General features: G+C 72.5%; 23 protein-coding genes. 5 read left to right on the top strand and 18 right to left on the bottom strand.

All coding sequences use genetic code 11. The features are described from left to right. Genes ACFRAL_RS03515 through ACFRAL_RS03500 form a run of 4 tightly spaced genes read right to left on the bottom strand, consistent with a single transcriptional unit; the run spans position 1 to position 3253 of the window. Positions 1-1206: a hypothetical protein gene (locus ACFRAL_RS03515; protein ID WP_378879778.1), complete on the bottom strand. Its 1206-nt coding sequence runs from the start codon at positions 1204-1206 to the stop codon at positions 1-3. Beyond that, positions 1203-1463: a PqqD family protein gene (locus ACFRAL_RS03510; protein WP_378880227.1), complete on the bottom strand. Its 261-nt coding sequence runs from the start codon at positions 1461-1463 to the stop codon at positions 1203-1205. The genes ACFRAL_RS03515 and ACFRAL_RS03510 overlap by 4 nt, the downstream gene beginning before the upstream one ends. After that, on the bottom strand, positions 1463-2332 hold the full coding sequence (locus ACFRAL_RS03505) for a 2-nitropropane dioxygenase (RefSeq protein ID WP_378879776.1): 870 nt from the start codon (positions 2330-2332) through the stop codon (positions 1463-1465). Before ACFRAL_RS03505 ends, ACFRAL_RS03510 begins: the two co-directional genes overlap by 1 nt. A 9-nt stretch (positions 2333-2341) precedes the next feature. Further along, positions 2342-3253 carry an alpha-1,2-fucosyltransferase gene (locus ACFRAL_RS03500; RefSeq protein ID WP_378879773.1) on the bottom strand — a complete coding sequence of 304 codons (912 nt, stop codon included), beginning with the start codon at positions 3251-3253 and terminating at the stop codon, positions 2342-2344. Between the two features lie 77 nt (positions 3254-3330). On the opposite strand from ACFRAL_RS03500, the gene ACFRAL_RS03495 reads away from it, so the two are divergent. After that, positions 3331-4233 carry a glycosyltransferase family 2 protein gene (locus ACFRAL_RS03495; protein ID WP_378879770.1) on the top strand — a complete coding sequence of 301 codons (903 nt, stop codon included), beginning with the start codon at positions 3331-3333 and terminating at the stop codon, positions 4231-4233. Next, positions 4230-5240: a polysaccharide pyruvyl transferase family protein gene (locus ACFRAL_RS03490; RefSeq protein ID WP_378879767.1), complete on the top strand. Its 1011-nt coding sequence runs from the start codon at positions 4230-4232 to the stop codon at positions 5238-5240. The genes ACFRAL_RS03495 and ACFRAL_RS03490 overlap by 4 nt, the downstream gene beginning before the upstream one ends. A gap of 15 nt (positions 5241-5255) precedes the next feature. Here the strand turns inward: ACFRAL_RS03490 and ACFRAL_RS03485 are convergent, their stop codons facing one another. Both ACFRAL_RS03485 and ACFRAL_RS03480 read right to left on the bottom strand, forming a co-directional pair. Further along, positions 5256-6095 carry a glycosyltransferase family 2 protein gene (locus tag ACFRAL_RS03485; protein ID WP_378879764.1) on the bottom strand — a complete coding sequence of 280 codons (840 nt, stop codon included), beginning with the start codon at positions 6093-6095 and terminating at the stop codon, positions 5256-5258. Between the two features lie 13 nt (positions 6096-6108). Continuing rightward, entirely contained in the window at positions 6109-7365 is a 1257-nt protein-coding gene (locus tag ACFRAL_RS03480) for an acyltransferase family protein (protein ID WP_378879761.1), read from the bottom strand. 90 nt (positions 7366-7455) lie between these two features. On the opposite strand from ACFRAL_RS03480, the gene ACFRAL_RS03475 reads away from it, so the two are divergent. Then, positions 7456-8565 carry a hypothetical protein gene (locus tag ACFRAL_RS03475; protein ID WP_336393790.1) on the top strand — a complete coding sequence of 370 codons (1110 nt, stop codon included), beginning with the start codon at positions 7456-7458 and terminating at the stop codon, positions 8563-8565. On the opposite strand, the gene cls is transcribed toward ACFRAL_RS03475, so the two are convergent. Next, complete coding sequence (gene cls / locus ACFRAL_RS03470) at positions 8546-10012, bottom strand: cardiolipin synthase (RefSeq protein ID WP_336393791.1); 1467 nt, start codon at positions 10010-10012, stop codon at positions 8546-8548. The genes ACFRAL_RS03475 and cls overlap by 20 nt on opposite strands. A 266-nt stretch (positions 10013-10278) precedes the next feature. Here cls and ACFRAL_RS03465 point away from each other — a divergent pair, with 266 nt between their 5' ends. Further along, on the top strand, positions 10279-11118 hold the full coding sequence (locus tag ACFRAL_RS03465; RefSeq protein WP_336393792.1) for a polysaccharide pyruvyl transferase family protein: 840 nt from the start codon (positions 10279-10281) through the stop codon (positions 11116-11118). A gap of 30 nt (positions 11119-11148) precedes the next feature. Here ACFRAL_RS03465 and ACFRAL_RS03460 read toward each other — a convergent pair whose 3' ends face one another. Beyond that, the gene (locus ACFRAL_RS03460; RefSeq protein ID WP_336393793.1) at positions 11149-11340 is read right to left on the bottom strand and encodes a hypothetical protein; all 192 of its coding nucleotides are present in this window, start codon (positions 11338-11340) and stop codon (positions 11149-11151) included. 151 nt (positions 11341-11491) lie between these two features. Here ACFRAL_RS03460 and ACFRAL_RS03455 point away from each other — a divergent pair, with 151 nt between their 5' ends. Next, entirely contained in the window at positions 11492-12802 is a 1311-nt protein-coding gene (locus ACFRAL_RS03455; protein WP_378879757.1) for a DUF4192 family protein, read from the top strand. Positions 12803-12836: 34 nt separating this feature from the next. Here ACFRAL_RS03455 and lysS read toward each other — a convergent pair whose 3' ends face one another. The 10 genes from lysS to folE form a co-directional block, all read right to left on the bottom strand. Next, entirely contained in the window at positions 12837-14360 is a 1524-nt protein-coding gene (gene lysS / locus ACFRAL_RS03450) for a lysine--tRNA ligase (protein WP_378879754.1), read from the bottom strand. Between the two features lie 138 nt (positions 14361-14498). Continuing rightward, positions 14499-15344: a pantoate--beta-alanine ligase gene (gene panC, locus ACFRAL_RS03445; protein WP_336393797.1), complete on the bottom strand. Its 846-nt coding sequence runs from the start codon at positions 15342-15344 to the stop codon at positions 14499-14501. After that, positions 15341-16057: a DUF2520 domain-containing protein gene (locus ACFRAL_RS03440; RefSeq protein ID WP_378879749.1), complete on the bottom strand. Its 717-nt coding sequence runs from the start codon at positions 16055-16057 to the stop codon at positions 15341-15343. The genes panC and ACFRAL_RS03440 overlap by 4 nt, the downstream gene beginning before the upstream one ends. Next, entirely contained in the window at positions 16054-17697 is a 1644-nt protein-coding gene (locus tag ACFRAL_RS03435; protein WP_336393799.1) for a PH domain-containing protein, read from the bottom strand. Before ACFRAL_RS03435 ends, ACFRAL_RS03440 begins: the two co-directional genes overlap by 4 nt. Next, positions 17694-18272: a PH domain-containing protein gene (locus ACFRAL_RS03430; RefSeq protein ID WP_378879745.1), complete on the bottom strand. Its 579-nt coding sequence runs from the start codon at positions 18270-18272 to the stop codon at positions 17694-17696. Before ACFRAL_RS03430 ends, ACFRAL_RS03435 begins: the two co-directional genes overlap by 4 nt. After that, complete coding sequence (locus ACFRAL_RS03425; RefSeq protein WP_378879743.1) at positions 18214-18711, bottom strand: DUF3180 domain-containing protein; 498 nt, start codon at positions 18709-18711, stop codon at positions 18214-18216. The genes ACFRAL_RS03430 and ACFRAL_RS03425 overlap by 59 nt, the downstream gene beginning before the upstream one ends. Further along, on the bottom strand, positions 18708-19289 hold the full coding sequence (gene folK / locus ACFRAL_RS03420) for a 2-amino-4-hydroxy-6-hydroxymethyldihydropteridine diphosphokinase (RefSeq protein ID WP_378879740.1): 582 nt from the start codon (positions 19287-19289) through the stop codon (positions 18708-18710). Before folK ends, ACFRAL_RS03425 begins: the two co-directional genes overlap by 4 nt. Next, positions 19286-19681, bottom strand: a complete 396-nt coding sequence (folB, locus tag ACFRAL_RS03415; RefSeq protein ID WP_378879737.1) for a dihydroneopterin aldolase — start codon at positions 19679-19681, stop codon at positions 19286-19288. The genes folK and folB overlap by 4 nt, the downstream gene beginning before the upstream one ends. After that, a complete protein-coding gene (gene folP, locus ACFRAL_RS03410; RefSeq protein ID WP_378879734.1) occupies positions 19654-20490 on the bottom strand; it encodes a dihydropteroate synthase in 837 nt (278 codons plus the stop codon). The genes folB and folP overlap by 28 nt, the downstream gene beginning before the upstream one ends. Next, complete coding sequence (folE, locus tag ACFRAL_RS03405) at positions 20487-21089, bottom strand: GTP cyclohydrolase I (RefSeq protein ID WP_336393805.1); 603 nt, start codon at positions 21087-21089, stop codon at positions 20487-20489. Before folE ends, folP begins: the two co-directional genes overlap by 4 nt. Positions 21090-21096: the final 7 nt, after the last annotated feature.

The following is a 21096-nucleotide window of genomic DNA, read 5'->3' as shown; positions in this document are numbered from 1 at the left end:
TCAGGGGACCAGCTGGGCGGGTTCAGCGGATGCCGCGACCGCCACCCATCCGGCGACGACGAGCAGCAGCATCCCGAGCATCACGCCGATGGCGATGCCGCCGCGGCGGGAGGGGATCGCCTGCGTGGCGCACCCGAACGCCAGGGCCACCAGCGGCAGCACGCCGTACGCCGTGCGGAAGGCGACGTGCCAGCCGAACGTCACCTGCACGAGCCAGGCCGCGACCGAGACCGCCCCGACCACGACCAGGAGCAGCACGGCACCGGGAGCGCAGTCGCGCCGCGCGCGCACGGCGAGCAAGACGCCGCCGGCTGCGATTGCCAGTCCGAGCACGACCACGACGGCGTCGATCCACCAGGGCGCCGAGATCGAGTTGCGCAGGTACTCCGTCGGGAGGAAGAGGTAGGTCAGCGCCGACCGCGCCAGGTGCAGCGGGCCGAGGGCACCCTGTCCGAACTCGTACCCGGCCTGCTCCACGCCGGCCTGGCCGGTCAGATCGCCGTAGAGCAGGAGGTTTCGCACGATCCACCAGCCGCACGCGGCGAGCACGACCGCGCCCGCGGTGAGCGCCATGACGATCCGGCGCCGCACCAGCAGCAGGACGAGCACGATCGCGACCAGCGGCGCGATGCTCAGCTTCGTGAGGATCGCCGCCGAGCCGAGGGCGCCCAGCAGCAGTCCCCACGCCCATGGACGGGGAGCGGGGTGCGACGGATCGACGAAGGGCAGCGCCGCCCACAGCAGCGCGAACGCCCACACCAGGGTCCACGTGTCGTTCTGCACCGAACCCGCGATGACGGCGAACATCGGATTCAGCGCGATGAAGGCGGTGCCGGTCAGTATCACCACGGGACGGCCCGGGATGCTGCGCACCAGGATCCCCGCCGTCAGCAGGGTCAGCGCGACGGCACCCGCGACCCCGAGCAGCCGGACCGCGAGGAATGCGGCATCCGCATCGCCGACCACGCGCACGAGGACCGCGGCGAGCGCGTAGTAGAGCGGCGTCTGCTGGCCCTGGTACGACACCCCGGGGTCTCCGAGCACCGGAGGTCCGAGGTGCTCGGCGTAGAAGAGGACGTTCGACCAGTGCGCCGGCTCGTCGTAGGGCAGCCCCGCCGGCACCACGAGGGCCGCCGTCATCGCGAGGAGGCCGGCCACGACCGCGAGGACGCCGATCGCGATCGCGGTGGCGCGCGCGGGCATCATGCCTCCCCGTCCTCGACCAGCAGCCGCTGCTGCAGCAGCGCGTCGACGAACGCCGACACCTCGGCCTCGACCGTCGCGGGGTCTCCGACGACCTCTTCCGCCAGCGCCGCCACCAGGCCGGAGCGCGGCACGGCGAGGGCATGCGTCCAGATCAGCGCGGCCGTGCCCTCGAGTACCCGGATCGGGCCGTCCGGCAGCTGCGCGATGAACACCTTGCCTTCGTACGCGGTGGCCGCCACGCGAGGGCCGACGCGCATCACGACCGGACCCGCCGTCGCACGCCTGCCACGAGCTCGCGCACCGCGCGCACGGGGCGCATCGCCGTCGCGCGCAGCACCTCGGCACGCGTGGGGCTGCGTCCGAGCTGATGCGTGAGTCGCTCGACGTTGGCCAGCGGTGCGCGCACCACGATGCCGAGCGCCTCCGGCAGCGTGCGGGCCGCCCGCACGCGCGCCCACCATTCCCCCGTGCGCGTGCTGCCCTGGGTGATGCCCTTCCACAGGCGGTAGTCGCGCTCGCCGCGATACCGCTCGAGATCGCCGGTCGCCGCGGCGAAGGCCACGCGCGCGTCGAGTCGCTCCACCAGCGCCGACACCTCCGAGCGATCCAGCCCCGGCCGGTCGACCCAGGTGGCGATCGCCCGGGCCGCCCTGCGGGAGCGCACGTCGTTGAGCACCAGGAGCACCGCCTGACCGGTCAGGGAGGGGACGGCGCCGTCGGTCCCCGCGAAATCGCGCGTGCCGTGGTCGCGCCAGAGCTCGTCGAACGCCGCCTCGGGGTCGAGCCGGATGCCGGGGAACATGCGATGAAGGTCCAGGTACCCCCAGTCGGGATGGCGATAGGTCTGCGCGTGGCCGAACGGGGACCCGTAGCGGAACGAGCTGTAAACCACCCAGCCGTGCCGCACGAGCTCGTCGTGCAACCGGGGCACGTGGGTGGGTCGCGCCATGACGTCGATGTCGGTCCCCGGCGCCTCTCGCACCCGCAGCGACGTGTCGACGGCGTTCCCCTTGATGTGGAGCAGGTCCGCCCCGGCATCCGATGCGATCACCTGCACGGCCGCGCGTCCGAGCAGCAGCCGCACCGCGAGCGGCACCGAAATCTCGGCCGCCTCGGACTGCTTCACCGTCACACTCTATCCAGCGCCTCGCGCGCCGCCGGAGGGCGATCCGGCGGCGGGATCCTCACGCCCGTCGAAGCCCTCGAGCGCCGTCCATGCCGGGTCGAGCTGGTATGCGTCCCACCCGTCGTCCATCCGCGCGTGGAACCTCGGCATGACCACGTGCGCATCATCGTGGATCGCGTCGGTGACGTAGCCGCCCCAGTACGAGAACGTCGAGTTGGTCCCGATCAGCGTGGGGGCGGAGGCGATCGCCAGGAAGTTCCCGACCGGGTCGCGCTCGGCGTACGAGACCTCCTGCGCCGCGGCGCACAGCATCCCACCCAGATGGTCCCGGCACCACTGCGGATCGTCCGAGACCACGAGGATGGCGGAAGCCGGCCCGATCTCGGCGAGCGCCTCGCGGACGAAGCCCTCGATGTCCATGCCGTACATCGCCCGGAAGCCGTCGTAGGCGTAGTAGTCGCCCCGCCGGACGTTGACGGCGACGGGCGCCGGGGGTGTCGTCGGGATGCCGGGGGCCAGCACGTCGCGGACGAACCGCCGCAGCGCCTCGCGCGTGAAGTCGGTGCCGAAGCGCTGAAGCGCGGCGCCGCCCTTCCATTCGCGTCGATCGTGGAAGCGGAGATCCTGCGTGCGGATCGTGAGTGCGGACAGCGCGGGGAACCGCTCCAGCCAGGGAGTCATGCCCGGAACCTCGAGCACGAGCGTCGGGCGGCCTTCGGCGGTGCGCTGATGGGCGGCGAGCCAGAGGTACAGCCAGTTGCCGAAGCGCATGCCGCCCGGGGTGGCGATCACGGTGCGGTCGCCCCGGCGGAACCGGTCCACGACGTCCGCCGTCGTCCGCCGCGCACGCCAGCGGACATGGGCGATGGCCCTCCGCAGCGGCCGGGACGCCCGCCACACCGACTGCTTGACTGCACCCATCCGGTTCGTCCTCCCGTCTACACTATGCAGGACTCGCCGCGGGAGTCGCGCGAGGCGGGAGCAACCGGGGAGGACGCGTGGACTCGCGGTCGGTCAGCGTCATCATCCCGACGAACCGCGACGGCCGGTACCTGCGCGAGACGGTGGCCTCCGTGCGCGCGCAGACCGCGCCGGTGGGTGAGATCGTGCTCGTCGACGACGGCGCTCCTGCTCCGGGCCTGGCCACCATCGCGGCGGAACTGGGCGTGACCTACGTGCGACAGGATGCCTCGGGCCTGTCCGTCGCCCGCAACACCGGCGTCGCGGCCGCGCACGGCGACTGGATCGCGTTCCTCGACGACGACGACGTGTGGCATCCCGAGCGCATCCGGAGCCAGCTCGATGCGCTCGCCGCGGCGCCGGAGGCCATCGCCGCATACACCGGCGGGTGGTACATGGACGCCGAAGGGCGGCCGTTCGGCGCGGGGTGGCCCGCGCCCGCGGCATCCGCTCGTGACATGCTCTCGGGTGCGGTGACCTTCCCCCGCATCACGACCCTGCTGATCAGCCGCAGCGCGTACACGGGCGTCGGCGGATGCCGCTCCGAGATGGAGCCCGCCGAAGACAACGAGCTCATCCTGCGGCTGCTGCAGCGCGGGGAGTTCGCCGCCGTCGACCGGCAGCTCGTCGGCTACCGCCGGCACAGCGCCAACGTCACCAACCGCGGGCTGCCGGGGAGGAAGGCCGCCGTGCGCGGCCTGCGCGGGCAGCTTCGGGCCGCGCGGCGCGGTGACCGCGAGCTGGCGACCCTGCTCAGGCAGAACCTCCGGCGCTATCGGCGCCATGCCGCGGCGGAGAACCTCGGCGAGCTCGCCGCGGCCGCGCGGGCAGGACGCGGGCGCTATGTCGCCGCGCTGTCCTGGTGGGCGGTCGGGAGCGCGCCGCTCGAGTCGGCCGAGGCGGTCGTGCTCCGGGTGCGCGGCCGCAAGGCGTCCGCGTGAGCGGCCGTCAGGTCCAGGAAGATCTCCAGCGGGATTCGCTGAGCGCACTCGGCGGCCTGCTCGAAGCGGGGCGTCCCGTGGCGCTGGTCGACTTCCCGCTGCACGACAACGCCGGCGACTCACTCATCTACCTGGGTGAGCGCGCCTACCTGCGACGGCTCGGCCTGCCGTTGCGCTACCAGACGACGGCCGGGAGATACCGGCCGGCCGATCTCTCGGCGCTGCACCCCGACGGGCCGATCCTCCTCCACGGCGGCGGGAACTTCGGCGACCGGTGGCCGCTGTTCCAGCACTTCCGAGAGCGGGTGATCGCCGACTTCCCCGGCCGCCGCATCGTCCAGCTCCCGCAGAGCATCGAGATGACCCCCGGCACCGCGGAGCGCGTGCGCGCCGCCTACGTCGCACATCCGGACCTCACGGTGCTCCTGCGGGACACGCGCAGCATGAGACGCGCCGCGGAGCTGCTCCCCGGTGTGAACGCGGTGTACTGCCCCGACCTCGCGTTCGGATACGAGGCGAGCAGGGCGCAGCGCCCGCGCGTCGACGTCCTGGAGCTGCGCCGCCGCGACGGCGAATCGACGGGTGAGACGCTCGTCGACTCCGTCGGGTCGTGGTCGCGGCGCACCGTCGACTGGAACTACTCGCCGCTCGAGAGGGCGACATGGAGCCTCGCCAAGGCACCCGGGTCGGTGGCCAAACGCGTTCCCGCGACGATGCCCCGGTTCTACCGCGCGCTGGTCGACCCCGGGTACGCGCTGGCCGCCCGAACGCTTGTGCGCGCCGCCGAGCGCACCCTGCTGCAGGGCCGGGTGGTCGTCACCGACCGGCTTCACGCGGCCGTGCTCGCCACCATCCTCGGAAGGCCGGTCGTGGCCAGAGACAATGCCAACGGCAAGCTGGCGGCCGCCTTCGGCGACTACCTGGCTCGGTTCCCGACGGTCCGGTTCGCCCGCAGCGCCGCCGACGCCGCCGCCGCCGTGGACGAACTGCTGCGCCGCGCCGGGTGATCCGCCGGATGCCGGCTACGTCGGGAGACGCCGCATCGTGCGCTCGAGCAGTGTCCGCTGCCACGCGGACAGGCCCGCCGATCGAGCCGTGAGGCGTTCGCGGAGCTCCCGGCCCACGGCCTCGCTCTCGGGCGAGTCCGCGCCGAGGGCCGGAAGCCAGGTCGTGTCGAGATCGAGCGTCGTCCGCACGAACTCGCGGTAGGACTGCGCGAGTCTCGCATCGGCACTGACCTGTCGCGTGTACTCGCCCGACACCGACACCTGACCGGCGTGGCGCCGGTAGGCGAGGGCGGGCAGGGCCATCCGCCGCATCGGCACGCCGGCGGTCGCCGCGCGCAGCCAGAGGTCGTAGTCCTCGGCGAGGACGTCGCGGTAGCCGCCGGCCCGCTCGACCGCTCGCCGCGTGGCGAGCATCGTCGGATGCATCACCACGCACATGACGGCCAGGTGCAGGGGGAGCGCCGCGGTGGCGATCCCGACGGGCGCCGACGGCGACACCCGCAGCGGCGACGTGCGGAACCGCACGACGGACGAGAACAGGATGCCGCTGCGCCCTTCTCGGAGCGCCGCCGACTGCACGGCGAACCGCCACGGCAGGCAGATGTCATCGGCATCCATGCGTGCCACGAGCCGGCTGTCGGTGCGATCGGACAGCTCGCGCAGCGCCGCGCCGACCCCGAGCGGGCGATCGCTGCGGATCAGCCGGACGCGCCGGTCCCGGATCCGCTCGATCACGCTCACCGTCGCGTCGGTGGACGCGTCGTCCCAGACCACGAGCTCCGCGTCGCGCGGCAGGGCCCGCAGGGTCGAGGCCACCGCATGGCTCACCGTGGCCTGGCCGTTGCGTACCGGCATGAGTACCGACAGTTCAGGCACTCGGCGGCCGATCTCCCCCGGCGGGACGCGGAGCATCGCCCGCGTCGCCGTCTGCAGCGATGTCGGTCGCAGAGGCTTCCGCCGCGCCGGGCGCCTCGACCACCGGGGCCGGGACGGGTGCCCGACTGGAGGGCACCCGCTTCGCCCACGTGATGCACGGCCGCTCCACGGTGACGAAGAGCACCAGACCGACCCCGAGCACCGCGGCGAAGCCGACGGTCCACAGCAGGATGAGCAGCAGCACGCCTTCGGGCACGCGGAGGAACTTCTGCAGGAACTCCGAGGCGTACCAGAGGGTCGGCTGGTGGATGAGGAAGAGGCTGTACGACCGGTAGCCGAGCCAGGACACCGGCCGCCATGCGAACGCCACCCCGAACGGGCGCACTGTGAGCACGAGGACGATGAGTCCGCCGAACAGCACCGACAGCCCGAAGTCGCGGATGGGCAGCACCGTCCCGCGGAAGAAGGGCTCGGTGGCGACGAAGTAGGCCGCGACCATGACGGCGAGCACCGCGACGGCGTGCGGCGGTCGCACGCGGCCGGCGACGCGGAAGCCCACCACCGCGGCGAGCATGCCGAAGGCGAACTCGGTCAGCCGGCCGAGGCCCGAGGCGGCCCAGAGGAACACGACGGAGAATCCGGCGTCCCCCAGGAAGAGGTCGACGCCGATGCGGAAGAGCACCGATACGACGATGGCGCCCACGATCGCGCGCAGCCCCCACCGGGCGGCGGCGAGCATCACCAGCGGGAAGAGCAGGTACAGCTGCATCTCGAGGGCCATCGTCCACAGGCTGCCGTTGATCGTCGACCAGTACTGAGGGAAGAACATGTGCGTGAAGGTGACGTGGCTCAGCACGTCGCCGATGCTCGGCCACGGCTGCCACGAGGCCTCGCGACCGAGCGCCTTCATCATCACGACCAGCGCCTGCGGCAGCAGGATCGCGTACGCGAGAGCGGCGTAGTAGGGCAGCACGATCCGGCGCAGGCGCCGATTCAGGTACGGCCGCGTCCGGAATCGCCCGAGGCGCGACGGATCACGGGCGAACGGCAGGAACAGCACGAAGCCCGTCAGGACCACGAAGAAGTCCGGACGGATGTTCTGGGCCACCACGGTGGAGATCACCGGGATGTCCGGCGCCCCCGCGAACTGCCACGAGTGGAACGCGAACACCAGCAGGAACGCCAACGCGCGCAGGCCGTCGATGGCCGCGATGCGCTCCGTTCGCTCCCCAGCAGGTGCGGATGTCACCGCACCAGCGTAGAGCACCGGTTTTTCGCGCCTGTTTCCGTCCGGGAAGGGCGGGATCGGCACGGGTCCGCCCTCGCCTACACTGCGAGGATGACCGCGATGCTTCACGTCAGCGCCATCGGCACGACGGTCGCCATCGACCTGTCGAGGCTCGACGCCGGCGACGCCGACGCGGTGCGGGCGGCGTGGGCGGATGCCGCCACCGACCCCGCCGACGAGCCCGCGGCGATCGTGGTCCCCCGCGCGGGGATCCGCACCCGCATGCTGCAGGCGCTGTCGCAGCAGGTCACGCGCGCCGCGATCGACGCCCGGCGGAGGGATCTGTGGATGCTGCACGCGGCGGGGATCGCGTCACCCGAGGGAGACGTCGTCGCCTTGGTCGGGCCGTCCGGGCGCGGGAAGACGACCGCATCGCGTCGGCTGGGGCAGCACTACGGCTACGTCTCCGATGAGACGATCGGCATCGCACGCGACGGCGGGGTGGTCGCCTACCGCAAGCCGCTGTCGATCATCGAGGAGCCGTTCGCCCCCAAGGTGGAGCGCTCCGCGTCGTCGGTCGGACTCGGTCCGATCCCCGGCGAGCTGCGCGTGCGCGCCATCGTCCTGCTCCACCGGGACGCCGCCCACGACGGCGCCCCCGCTGTCCGCCGGGTCGAGCTGGCGGATGCGCTCGACGACCTCGTGACCCAGTCCAGCCACCTCGCCGAGCGCCCCGACTCGCTGCGGTTCATCGCCGCGGTCGCGGAGGCGACCGGCGGCATCCGCGCCGTGCGCTACCGCGAGGCCGGCGACCTGTCCGAGATCGTGCCCGGTCTCTTCGCCGGCGCAGCGGCCGCACCGGTGGTCGCCCCGGCCATAGTGCGGGAGCCGGCGGGTCCCCCGTCCATCCCGGGCGGCTCCCCCGGCGAGGTCCTCTTCTCGCGTGCGGCGTGCGTCGACGAGCTCGAGCTCGCGGGCGCCGACCGCATCGCCGTGCTGACGAGCGACGCGGTCGGCCGCGGCACCGTGCGCGTCCTGGACGGGATCGCGCCGACACTGTGGGCCGCGGCATCCGGCGTCCCCCTCGATGCGCTCGTCGCGGCCGCCACCGCGGCGCACGGCGCCCCCGACGGCGCCGATGCCAGCGCACTCGTGCGGGCGGCGGTGGACCGGCTCGTGGTCGAGGGGCTGCTGAAGGTCTCTACTGCAGCGCGGACGTGAGGCGCGCGAGGTTGTCGAGGATGGTGGAGCGCAGCGGCTGCTTCTCCCACTCCTCCAGCGTGAGCTCACGCGACTGCGACCGGTACATGTCCTCGACGCCGCGCATCTGACGCACGAACTCCTCGCCGCGCACCAGCATCGAGATCTCCATGTTGAGACCGAACGAGCGCATGTCCATGTTGCTCGAGCCGATGATGGCGACCTCGTCGTCGATGGTGAGGCTCTTGGTGTGCAGGATGTACGGCCTCTTGTACATCCAGATCTTCACGCCGGCACGCAGCAGCGCCTCGTAGTAGCTGCGCTGCGCGTGATAGACGATCGCCTGGTCGCCCTCCTCCGACACGAACAGCTCGACGTGGATGCCGCGCTGGCACGCCGTCGTGATCGCCAGCAGCAGCGCCTCGTCGGGCACGAAGTACGGGCTGACCACGATGATCTTGCGCTGCGCCGCGTAGAGCAGACCCGCGAACAGCTTGAGGTTGTTCTGGAACTCGAACCCGGGGCCCGACGGCACGATCTGGCAGTCGAGGTCCCCCGGACCGCTCCTGACGTCGAAGAGGTCGACGTCGTCGGTGAGCACCTCGTCGGTCTCGCTGTACCAGTCGCTCAGGAAGACGGCGTTGACGGATGCCACGACCGGGCCCTCGATGCGCGCCATCAGGTCGACCCAGTGAAGGCCGCGCCGGATGTTCTTGCGCAGGTTGTAGGTCGAGTCGGTCACGTTCTGCGAGCCGGTGAACGCGACCCGTCCGTCGACGACGACGAGCTTGCGGTGGTTGCGCAGGTCGGGTCGCTGATACTTGCCCTTCAGCGGCTGGACCGGGAGCATGAGGCGCCAGTGCGCCCCCATCGCGTCCAGGCGCTTGATCGTCTGCCGGTACTTCGGCTTGCCGCGGTTGGCCCAGTGGTCCAGCAGCACCCGCACCGGCACGCCGCGCGCCGCGACCTCCTCGAGCGCGCGGAAGAAGTTGTCGGTCGACTCGTCCGCCTGGAGGATGTAGAACTCGACGTGCACGTACCTCTCGGCCGCGCGGATCGCGTCGGCCATGGCATCCAGGCTCTCCTGGTAGTCGGAGATGATCTGCGCGGAGTTGTCGCCCGCGAGCGGCATCGCGCCGAGGTTGCGGTTGAGCGTGACCAGCGACGTGAACCACGACGGGGCGTGCGGGCGCAGCGTGCCGAAGTCCAGCGAGGCGCTGGTGTCGTGGATGTACTCGTTGATGCGCTCCTGCTTGCGCCGGCGTTTGCGCGGCAGCCGGGGGTTGCCGATCAGCAGGAACAGGAACACACCGATGATCGGAATGAAGTAGATCGCGAGGAGCCATGCCATCGCCGCGGTCGGACGCCGGTTGCGCGGCACGATGATGATCGCCGCGATGCGGATCGTCAGATCGAGCAGGAGGACGAGCACCGCCCACCACGTCGCATCGAACGTGATGGTGATCATCGGCGGAGGCCTCTCGCATCGCGGTCGGGACGGGTGAGGCCAGCGTATCGGGGGCCGGACGACAAGCCGTGCATCGGCAGTGGCGGCGGACGGGCCGGCCGCGACGGGTGCGGTCGCCGCATGTGCGAGGATCGCACCGTGACCGGAAGCGTACGCGCCCATCGCGCCGGAGAGCCCAGCCGGTGAGGGCGCCGTCCTACACGTCTCCGCTGCGCCGCCGAGTGCGAGCGGCCGGCGCATTCGCGAGCGCGGCGGCTCGTCCTCGGATGTGGCGGACCGGCCGGTTCGTGTCCGCCTACTGGTGGGAGGACGTGCAGAACTTCGGCGACGGCCTGACGTCGTGGCTCCTTCCTCACTACGGCTTCCTCCCGGTCCGGCAGCTCCTCCCGCGGGCCAGGCTCGTCGGCGTCGGCAGCCTGCTGCAGCGCCTCGACGCCGGCTACACGGGCGCGATCTGGGGCGCGGGCGCCATCCGCGACGACCCTCGCCCGCTGCCCGAGGCGCACGTGCTGGCCGTGCGGGGACGCCACAGCGCCGACGTGATCGGCGCCCGCGGCGCCTTCGCGCTCGGCGACCCTGGCGTGCTCGTCAGCCGCATCGCCCGGCGGCCACGGGTGCGGTGGGACGTCGGGATCGTCCCGCACTACACGCACCGGGACAGCTCGGTGATCGCCGCGCTGCAGCGCCGGGGCGGCGAGGCGGTGCGGGTGATCGACGTGCGCCGGAGCGCAGCGGCGGCGACACGCGAGATCGCCGCGTGCTCGGTCGTGCTCACGTCATCGCTGCACGGCCTGATCGTGGCCGACTCCTACGGGATCCCCGCCGCGTGGACGTCGCTGGAGCCGCCGCTCAACGGCGGCGACTTCAAGTTCCACGACTACGAGAGCGTCATCTCGCCGGGGACCAGCCGCTTCCTCGCCGTAGATCACGACACGACGGTCGAGTCGCTGCGTCGCCACGCGCGCCCGGCTGATGCCGGCATCGTCGCGGGCGTGGGCGACGCGCTCGAGCGGGCCCTCGGCGGCCTGGACGAGGCGATCGGGCCGCTGCCCCGGTTCCCGTTCGAGCTGGCGGGGGTCCGCCCGCGGGCGGCGGCGAACTCCTGACGCGGTGACGCGCCGAGCGGGCTCAGCGCGTCAGTGGTCGGCGGGGGCGCCGGTCGGAGCCGGCGGCAGTCCGCGCTTGGCGCGCTCCTGCGCCTCCACCTTGGCGTACAGACGCCGCTCGTTGCGGTCCGCGCGCATCGCGCTGCGCATGACGTAGAAGAAGATCAGCGAGACGACGACGGTCGGCAGGAGCGTCCACAGCACCGCGACCCAGTAATCCATGCCATCCAGGATACGCCGTCCCCCGCGGCCTCCTGCCGCCGGCCGACCGGGGCTCCTCCCCAGGCCTGTGCGCAGGCGGCACCGGCGCGGAGTTTCCTCGAACGGCGGATCCGGCTCCTGCCCCTCTGCGCGTCCCGCGAGAGTCGTCCGCATGACCCCCGCAACAGTCGTCAAGGCCGCCGACGCGGCGCAGTTCCTGTCGTTCGTCCCCCTCATGCTGGGCTACCACCCTTCCGAGAGCCTCGTCGTGATCCCGTTCCAGGGCGCCCGCAGCCTGGGCGCCATGCGATTCGATCTGCCTGCCGGGGGCGAGACCGACGGCGTCGCCGCCACCGTCATCGGCCTGGCATGCCGCCTGCCCGAGGCCGACGCCGTCGCCGCGATCGCGTACACCGGCGCACGGTTCGAAGACCGCGACAGGATGCCGCACCGCGAGCTCTTGGACGCCCTCGACCGCCGCGCGCATGCCTGCGGGCTGCGCGTCACCGACCTGCTGTGCGTGGCCGCCGACGGCTGGGGCTCGGCGCTCGACTCCCACCTCCCTGCGTCCGGACGGCCGCTGTCGGATCTCGAGGGCGCCGGCACGCAGCTGCAGGGGATGCGTGCGGCGGACGGCGATCAGACGAGCGGCGCCGAGCTGCCTGAGTGTCCACCGGGCGAGCAGGAGCGGGTGGCGCGCGCGCTGACGGCGCTCGACGACGCGGTCGAGGTGCTGTGCGGGCCGGATGCCGTCGCCGGCGGTCGCCTCCGCGGAGCGCCCGGGGTGTCGACGGCACCCCTCCCGGAGGCGGCGCACGCACCCGAGGCGGCGCCCGCACCCGACGATCGCGCTCCGGCGGCCGGGCACGCGTGCGACCTCGGGCCGGTGCCCGGCCCGATCTTCGGCGACGCCGACGAGGGCGACCCGGCACCGGATTCGAACACCCGGATCGACCCGCGCGCCCTCGGCACCGCATGTCGGCTCGACGACCTCCCGGGCCTCTTCGAGGACGCGCTCGAACAGCGGCCCGCAGGGCGCGACGCCTACGACTCCGCGGCCCTGGTGTGGTGCCTCGCACGGCCGTCGCTGCGGGATGTCGCGCTCGTGCAGTGGAGCGGGAACCTCGCCGACGGGGATGAGGCGCTGGACGCCCAGCTGCGGTGGGAGTCCGGCGAGGAGTACCCGGCGCACCTCGCGATGCGGATGTGGGGGGAGGGCGACACTCCCGACGTCGCCCGCCTGGAGGTGGCGCTGGAGGTGTGCCGTCACGCCGCGGCCGTGGCCCCGCGCGAGGCGCGACCCGGTGCGCTCGCCATGTGCGCGTGGCTGTCGTGGGCGCTCGGCCGGTCTACGCACGCCGCGGCTTACGCGGGGATGGCGTGCGAGATCGAGCCGGAGCACGGCCTGTCGCAGATCGTGCTGTCGTTCGTGCAGGCCGGGCATCTGCCCGACTGGGCGTTCCGCCGTGGCGCACCCCGATGACGACGGCGACGCGACGCGCCGAGACCCGACGGATCTACTTGACCAGCGGGAAGAGGATCGTCTCGCGGATGCCGAGCCCCGTGATCGCCATCAGCAGGCGGTCGATGCCCATGCCCATGCCACCGGTGGGCGGCATACCGTGCTCGAGCGCGCGCAGGAACTCCTCGTCGATGCGCATCGCCTCGAGGTCGCCGCGCGCCGCGAGCTTGGCCTGCTCCACGAACCGCTCGCGCTGGATGACCGGGTCGACGAGTTCGGAGTACCCGGTGGCCAGCTCGAAGCCGCGCGTGTAGAGGTCCCACTTCTCGACCACGCCGGGGATCGAGCGGTGCTCGCGCACGAGGGGGCTGGTGTCGAGCGGGAAGTCCATGACGAACGTGGGGCGGTCCAGGCCCGGCTTGACGAAGTGCTCCCACAGCTCCTCGACGAGCTTGCCGTGGATGGCGTGCGGCGGAAGGTCGACGCCCTCCGCCTCGGCGAGCGCGACGAGCTCAGCGAACGACGTCTCGGGGGTGATGCTGCGCCCCACCGCCTCCGACAGCGAGTCGTACATCGACAGGCGGTCCCACTGGCCGCCCAGGTCGTACTCGGTCCCGTCCGCCCAGGTCACGGTCGTCGAGCCGGCCACCGCCACCGCGGCGTTCTGGATGAGCTCCTGCGTCAGGTCGGCGATCCCGTTGTAGTCGCTGTACGCCAGGTAGGCCTCGAGCATCGCGAACTCGGGGCTGTGCGTGGAGTCCGCGCCCTCGTTGCGGAAGTTGCGGTTGATCTCGTACACGCGGTCGATGCCGCCGACGACGGCGCGCTTGAGGAACAGCTCCGGCGCGATGCGCAGGTACAGGTCGGTGTCGAACGCGTTGGAGTGGGTGATGAACGGGCGAGCGGATGCCCCGCCGTGCTGCACCTGCAGCATCGGCGTCTCGACCTCGAGGAAGCCGTGCGACCCGAACGTCTCCCGCAGGCTGGCGTTCACCTTCGCGCGCGCCACCACGGTGTCGCGCGCACGGTCGCGCACGATGAGATCGAGGAAGCGGCTGCGCACGCGCGTCTCCTCGCTGAGCTCGGAGTGCAGGTTCGGAAGCGGCAGCACGGCCTTGGACGCCACGCGCCACTCCGACACCATGATCGACAGCTCACCCCGCCGGCTCGAGATGACCTCGCCCGACACGAAGACGTGGTCTCCGAGGTCGACGAGCTCCTTCCACGCCTGCAGGGACTCGTCACCGACGGCGGCGAGCGAGACCATCGCCTGGATGCGGCTGCCGTCGCCGGACTGGAGCGTCGCGAAGCACAGCTTGCCGGTGTTGCGGCTGAAGACGATACGACCCGCAACGGCTGCCGTGACGCCGGTCTCGGCACCCGCCTCGAGGTCGCCGAAGCGCTCGCGGAGCGCGGGGATGGTGTCGGTGATCGGAAGGCTCACCGGGTACGCGCCGCCCGAGGCATCCGTCCGCTCGGCGATCAGTCGCTCGCGCTTGGCCAGCCGCACGGCCTTCTGCTCGAAGACTTCGGCTTCGGTCGGCTCGGCGGTCTCGGCGGGCGAGGTCGTGTCGGTCACGGATGGGCTCCTCGGTGGGGATGTTCGCCGCAGAACGCGGACCCCCAAGTCTATCGAGCGCCACCTCCGCCCTGTCCGAGCGTGCGTCACGGCGGTGACGGGCCCCGCGGACGCCTGCCGCCCGCTCCCGCCCCCGTCTCAGCCCAGGTAGATGTCCGCGTTGTCGATGAAGCGGTGACCGGCCACCGTCGCGGCGATGAGCGCGACCGCCGGCCCGCTGCTGCCTTCGTCGACGGGGAGGAAGGTCGACGGGTCGACCACGCTGAGGTACTCGAGGCGGATGCGCTGCTCCCCCATGAGCGCCGACTGCGCGGCCGCGATGCAGGCGTCCACGCCCCGGTCGGCGTTCGCGGCGGCGGCGTCGAGGGCGGCGGGGAGCAGGGCCGCCGCGGCGAGGTCGCGCGGCTCGAGCATGCCCATGCGCGTGGACACCGGCAGCCCGTCGTCGCCTCGCACCGTCTCGACGGTCGCGACGTCGACGTCGAAGTAGAGGTCGCGGATCATGCGGCGCACCAGGAACACCCGCTGCCGGTCGCGCTCGCCGTAGACGGCGACGTCCGGCTGCACGAGGTGGAAGAGCTTCGCCTCGACGGTGAGGAGCCCGTCGAAGTAGAAGGGGCGCGCACGCCCTTCGTAGCGCAGGCCCAGGTCGCCGGCGCTGACCTTCGTCGTGGCGGACCCGTTCGGCAGCAGCTCGGACGCGTCCGGGGCGAACACGATCTCGACGCCGAGCGAGCGCAGCAGCTCGCCGTCCTCGTCGGGCGTGCGGGGGTAGGCGGCATACTCGGCCGGAGTGGCGAAGCGGAGCGGATTGACGAACACCGAGACCACGACGACGTCGGCGACCTCGCGCGCACGGTGGACGAGATCGATGTGCCCGTCGTGGAGGGAGCCGATGGTGGAGATGAGCGCGACGCGCGCTTCCGGTCTGGCGGCGCGGACCTCGGCCATCCGGGCGCGCAGCCCGTCGACGGTGCTGATCATCCTTGGATCGTAGCGGGGGGCTCGTCCACGGGACCGGACCCGGCCTCCGCGAGGGCGTGGTCGATCGCCGTGTGCGCGAGCGAGTACAGGTAGGACCCCGGCTGCGGGATCCCCGCCTGGGCGAGGAGCGCCGCCGCCTGGCGGACGATGGACCGGGAGAAGTCCCGGGCGGTCGCGATCGCCTCCCCGTACGCCGGCCGCGCCTGTTCCTCGACCACCACCGGCTCGCAGCCGAGTTCGACCGCCAGCGCCTGTGCGATGGGAAGCACGGGCCCGGGCGCCGTCACCGCGGCGTACGAGCTCGACAGCGCACGGAGGTCCATGGTTGTCCCGGTGAACTCGATCGCGGGGTGCACCGCGAGCGGGATCGCGCCCTTCGCGACGGCGGGAGTGAGGACGGTCGTGCCCCAGCTCGGGTCGGTGTGCAGCACCAGCTGCCCCGGCTGCCACGCGCCGATCTCGGCGAGACCGGCGACGAGCCCCTCGAGCTGGTCGTGGGGCACCGCGATGATGACGAGCTCGCTGCGGCGGACGACCTCCGTCGCATCCAGGACGGGCACGCCCGGGAGGACCGCCTCGACCCGCTCCGGATCGGAGCCCGCGGTGATCCCGACGACCGCATGCCCGACGCCGCCCAGGGCGGCGCCCACCACCGGCCCGACCCGCCCGGCGCCGATGATCCCGACGCCGAGCCTTCCGTCTCTCGCCCTCACGCGTCCCCCTCTCCGGCGTGGGGCGTCATCGCCGGCGTGGGCGGCGCGTCCGCCTCGTCCTGGGCCCAGCGGTGCGTGCGATCGGCGAGGGCCGCGCGCACCGTGCCTCGTGCGACGTCGTCGAAGAGCGTCAGCGCGCTGTCGCGGTCGACGGCGGCGAGGAAGGGCGACACCGGACCGGCGACGACATGCGCCCGCACGTTGGTCACGCGCGTGGCGCGGTCGAGCGGCCCCTGGTACAGCCCGAAGCTCTGCAGCCGCGCCAGCGGCAGGATGACGAGCCGGCGCCACACGACGCCCCGCCGCATCAGCAGCACGTCGCCGGTGAGGCGGAAGCCGTTCCGGCGATACGACAGCGGCCTGATCCACCAGGCACGCCGGGGGGTGTTCGTGAAGGTGTCGTCCTCGCCGGGCCCGAACATGCCCTCCTGTACGACGAGCGCCCTCTCGTCGTCGGGGAGCGACGGCTGCAGCAGCCGCAGCACGCGCTCGACGTCCGCCGCCGTGCCGACCGGCAGCACCGTGGTGAACTGGTCCGTCGACGACTCCGTGACGCTGCGGCCGGTCAGGCGGTTGATGCGGACGGTCCACCAGCCGGCGGGACGCCAGAGGATCGGCTGCGTCACCTCCACGGCGTGCACGCGTCCAGGCGGGACGATCTCGGTGATGGTGGTGAAGAGTCCGAAGGTGATCCGCACCCCGTCGGGGGTGGGTGCGATCGAGTACCGCAGGGAGCGGACGATGGAGCGCACCCAGTAGGCGCCGATGCCGATGATCGCCGGCACGAAGGCGAAGAGCAGCCAGGTCACGCCCTGGCTGACGCCGACCATGACCGCGATGACCGCGAGCACCAGCACGAGCGTGGACATGCTGACGACGTGGGATGCCACGAGCCGGCCGAGCGGGATGTTCACGACCGACTCGACCTCGGCCACCGGGGCCTCCGGCCCCTCGATCATGCCCGTCAGCTCGCGTCCGACCCGCTGCCCGAGGGATGCCGCCCTGCCCTCGTGGCGGGGATCCGCCGGCGGGCTCGCCGCGGCGAGCCGGCGCCCCGAGGCCAGGCGGAGGATGTCGGCGCGGACGGCCTCGGCGTTCGCGGTCGACAGGTACTCCAGCTTGACGTTGGCATCCGTCCCCGCCCCGACCACCTCCAGCTTCGCCATGCCCAGGAGACGGGCGATCATCGGGCGCGTCAGGTTGACGCCCTGCACGCGATCCAGCGGCGCGCGCCGCTGCGTGCGGAACAGGATGCCGCTGCGCACCTCGACGTCGTCCTCGGTGATCCGGAAGGTGTGGAACCGCCACGAGGTGTAGAACACCGCCACGACGACGATGAGAACGGCGAGCACCGCGAGGCCGGCCATCACGTAGAGGTTGTTCGCGATGATGAAGTCGATAGGGTCGCCGCCGGCGCCCTCCCACTCCCCCACCTCGGATTCGATGTCGGGGGCGAGCCAGGGCAGGAAGACGAACACGAGCCGGTCGCGCAGGTTCGCCAGCACGATGCCGATGACCACGATGAGGAACAGCCCGCCCCGCAGGAGCGGGGTGAGCGGATGCAGCCGGTGCCATTCGCCGTCGCTCAGGGGCGAACGGACCAGCTGCGGCGGCGGCGCACTGGGCCCGACGGAGGTCATAGGCCCGTGCGCCGGCTCTCGGCGACCTGCACCAGGTGGTCGCGGAGCGTCTCGGCGGTCGACTGCTCCAGACCGGGGATCGTCACGCCGGTCGCCGCGGCCGCGGTGACGAACTTCAGCTGCGCGATGCCGAAGCCCCGGTCGAGCGGACCGTGGGTGATGTCGATGAGCTGCATGCGGCCGTACGGCACGGCCACGAAGCGCTGCCACAGGATGCCACGGCGGAAGACCAGGTCGTCCTCGCGCAGCTGGTACCCGATCGAGCGGGCCTGCCGCGGCAGGATCGCGAGCGTCCACCCGAGGATCACCGTCATGATCGCCCCGGGGATCCACGCCCACAGCTGGTGCATGAGCAGCGTCAGGATCAGGGTGGCGGCGATCACGATCAGGAGGAACGAGCCCGACGAGATGTACTGCACCTTGACGTACTTCGGCGAGATCTGGTGCCACACGCCCTCCGCGAGGACGAGGCGGTTCTCCGAGCGCGGCTCGACGATCCGGTCGTAGGTCCCCGCCTCAGTGGCCGTGGATGCGGGGCTCGAGTCCGGGGTCGTCGCCTCCGGGCTGTTCGTCATCGTCGTCCTTCCGGATCGTGCACAGGTGCTCCGCGACCAGACCGGCGACGACCAGCAGGCCGCCGCACACGGTCGTCGCGATGACCGTTCCCAACGAGCCTAGCGACGGCGGGACGGGCCGGGTCGCGAGGAAGATCCACAGACCCGCGCCCAGGCCGCCGATGACGGCGCCGACGATGCTGGACGCCTTGGCGAGCATCGCGATGCGCACCGCGCGGAACGGATTCACCGCGGCCGTCGATCCGCCGCGCGTCGCCCGGCGGATCGGCACCGCCAGCGCCACGACCACCGCGCCGAGCAGCAGGAGCAGGATCGGCAGGGTGACGGCGGGGGTGAACGTCGGGCGGCCCGCCGACGTCAGCAGCTGGTCCAGGAGGAAGCCCGCCGCCACGCCGAGGGCGGCGGCGAGGAGCAGGACGCCCGCGCTCGTGCGCCTCATCGCGCCGCCTCGTCGGTCGATCGCCGGTTCGCCCCCCGCAGCCGAGCGAGAGCCTCGTCCACGCGACCGGTCCCCGGCAGGATCGCGTCGGGGTCCACGGCGAGCCACGGCCCGAGCACGAACTCGCGCTCGGCCGCCCGGGGGTGGGGGAGCAGGAGCCGCGGGTCGTCGCTGACCAGGTCGCCGTAGGCGATCAGGTCGAGGTCGAGCGTGCGGTCCTCCCACCCGGGCTCGTTCGCGGATCGCCGCCCGGATCGCGTGCGGCCGTGCCGCTCCTCGATGGCGTGGAGGTAGCCCAGCAGCACCGAGGGCGCCAGGCGCGTGGTGAGGATCGCCACCGCGTTCAGGTACGCCGGGGCCGCGGCATCCGGCCCGTCCTGCTTCACCGCGACCGTCTCGATGGGTTCGGACACCCGCACGGCGCCGACGAGCGGCACGCGCGCGAGCTCCTTGATCGCCGTGGACATCGTCTCTGCGCGATCGCCGAGGTTGGCGCCGAGAGCGACGACGGCCTCGACGGCATCGCGGCGGCGGCGCGCGGTGTCGCCCTCGAAGCCCTGCGCGAGGCGGCGGCTCACGGTGCCACCGCCCGCGGGGCATCGTCCGGTCGCGCGCGGCGGATCGTCACCGACACGTCTGAGAACGGCACCGGGATCGGCGCCTGAGGCTTGTGGATCGTCACGGACACCATCTTCACGAGGTCGTAGGCGAGCAGGTCGTCGGCGATCCGCGCGGCGACACTCTCGAGGAGGTTGAGGGGCTCGCCCGCCACGATCGCGGCGATGCGCTCGGCGGCGTCGCCGTAGTGCACCGTGTCGGTGACGTCATCGGATGCCGCAGCCGCCGCCGTGCTCAGGTACAGCGTGGCGTCGACCACGAACTCCTGGCCCTGACGCCGCTCCTCGGGGAGCACCCCGTGGTACCCGAAGGCGCGGACGCCTGTCAGGGTGATCTCGTCGACGAAGTCCATCGGATCCCTTCCCGCCAGCCGCGCGCCACGATGAGAGCATCGCGGGTCGCGGCGACATCGTGCACGCGCACGGCCCACACCCCCGCCTCGGCGGCCAAGGCGCTGGTGACCGCGGTGGCGAGGTCGCGGCGGGCCTCGTCGACGTCGGCGGGGTCGACCTCGAGCGCCTCCGCGAGGAACCGCTTGCGGCTCGTCCCCACCAGCAGCCGGGGTCCGAGACCGACGAGCCGGTCGAGGTCGTGCAGCACGGCCCAGTTCTGCGCGCCCTTCTTGCCGAACCCGACTCCGGGATCGAGGATCACGCGCGACGGGGCGATGCCGGCGGATGCCGCGGCCTCGACCCGCCCCCGGAGCTCGCGCACGACCTCGTCGACGACGTTCTCGTACTGCGCGCGCGCGTACATGTCGGCCGAGTGGCCGCGCCAGTGGCCGAGCGCGACGTCGGCATCCGTCGGCGCGACCGCGGCGAGGAGGTCGGGGTCGGCGAGGCCACCGGAGACGTCGTTGACGATGCGGGCGCCGGCCTCGACGGCGGCCACGGCCGTCGACGCGTTCATGGTGTCGATGCTCACCACGGCACCCGCCTCGGCGAGCGCGCGCACGACCGGGAGGACGCGGTCCTGCTCCACCCGCGGGTCGACGCGCTCGGCACCGGGACGGGTGGACTCACCGCCGACGTCGAGGATGTCGGCGCCCTGTGCGCGCAGCAGCAGTCCGTGGGCGACGGCGGCCTCGGCATCCGCATAGCGTCCGCCGTCGCTGAACGAGTCGGGCGTGACGTTCACGATGCCCATGATGAGCGTCGTCATCCGCGCGCCCCTGATCTGGCCGCGCCCATCAGCGCGACCAGCTCGGCGCGGGCGGCAGGCTCGGCGAGCTCGCCGCGCGCGGCGATCGTGACGGTCGAGGCATCCGGCTGTCGTCCACCGCGCATCGTCACGCATTCGTGGGTCGCCTCGAGCACGACCAGCACCCCGCGCGCATCGAGGGACGCGGCGATCACGTCGGCGATCTGCTCGCCGAGGCGCTCCTGCACCTGCGGCCGAGACGACAGGATGTCGACGACCTTCGGCAGCGCACCCAGCCCGACCACCTGCTCGCCGGGGAGGTACGCCAGGTGTGCGTGGCCGCGGAAGGGCAGCAGGTGATGCTCGCAGACTGATCGGAACAGGATGTCGCGGAGCATGACGGCGCCGGACGGGAGCGTGTCGGGTGCCGGTCCGCGGGTCACCGAGATGGTGTGCGCGAGCGGGGCGGAGGCATCCTCTCCGACGCCCGAGAAGAACTCCGCGTAGGCGTCGGAGACGCGCGTCGGGGTCAGCTTCAGCCCGGGGCGCTCGGGGTCCTCACCGATCGCCTCGAGCAGCTCACGCACGAGCGCGGCGACGCGCTCACGATCGACGGCCACGGGCCGA

It is taken from the genome of Microbacterium sp. NPDC056736 (genome assembly GCF_042790415.1).
Lineage (GTDB): Bacteria > Actinomycetota > Actinomycetes > Actinomycetales > Microbacteriaceae > Microbacterium.
This window is presented reverse-complemented; position numbering and strand designations above follow the sequence as displayed.

Coding starts and splice junctions, on each gene's coding strand:
- ACFRAL_RS03515 (WP_378879778.1), bottom strand. CDS start 1,206: ATGATGCCCGCGCGCGCCACCGCGATCGCGATCGGCGTCCTCGCGGTC.
- ACFRAL_RS03510 (WP_378880227.1), bottom strand. CDS start 1,463: ATGCGCGTCGGCCCTCGCGTGGCGGCCACCGCGTACGAAGGCAAGGTG.
- ACFRAL_RS03500 (WP_378879773.1), bottom strand. CDS start 3,253: ATGGGTGCAGTCAAGCAGTCGGTGTGGCGGGCGTCCCGGCCGCTGCGG.
- ACFRAL_RS03485 (WP_378879764.1), bottom strand. CDS start 6,095: ATGCCGGTACGCAACGGCCAGGCCACGGTGAGCCATGCGGTGGCCTCG.
- ACFRAL_RS03475 (WP_336393790.1), top strand. CDS start 7,456: ATGACCGCGATGCTTCACGTCAGCGCCATCGGCACGACGGTCGCCATC.
- cls (WP_336393791.1), bottom strand. CDS start 10,012: ATGATCACCATCACGTTCGATGCGACGTGGTGGGCGGTGCTCGTCCTC.
- ACFRAL_RS03465 (WP_336393792.1), top strand. CDS start 10,279: ATGTGGCGGACCGGCCGGTTCGTGTCCGCCTACTGGTGGGAGGACGTG.
- ACFRAL_RS03460 (WP_336393793.1), bottom strand. CDS start 11,340: ATGGATTACTGGGTCGCGGTGCTGTGGACGCTCCTGCCGACCGTCGTC.
- ACFRAL_RS03455 (WP_378879757.1), top strand. CDS start 11,492: ATGACCCCCGCAACAGTCGTCAAGGCCGCCGACGCGGCGCAGTTCCTG.
- panC (WP_336393797.1), bottom strand. CDS start 15,344: ATGATCAGCACCGTCGACGGGCTGCGCGCCCGGATGGCCGAGGTCCGC.
- ACFRAL_RS03435 (WP_336393799.1), bottom strand. CDS start 17,697: ATGACCTCCGTCGGGCCCAGTGCGCCGCCGCCGCAGCTGGTCCGTTCG.
- ACFRAL_RS03430 (WP_378879745.1), bottom strand. CDS start 18,272: ATGACGAACAGCCCGGAGGCGACGACCCCGGACTCGAGCCCCGCATCC.
- ACFRAL_RS03425 (WP_378879743.1), bottom strand. CDS start 18,711: ATGAGGCGCACGAGCGCGGGCGTCCTGCTCCTCGCCGCCGCCCTCGGC.
- folB (WP_378879737.1), bottom strand. CDS start 19,681: ATGGACTTCGTCGACGAGATCACCCTGACAGGCGTCCGCGCCTTCGGG.
- folP (WP_378879734.1), bottom strand. CDS start 20,490: ATGACGACGCTCATCATGGGCATCGTGAACGTCACGCCCGACTCGTTC.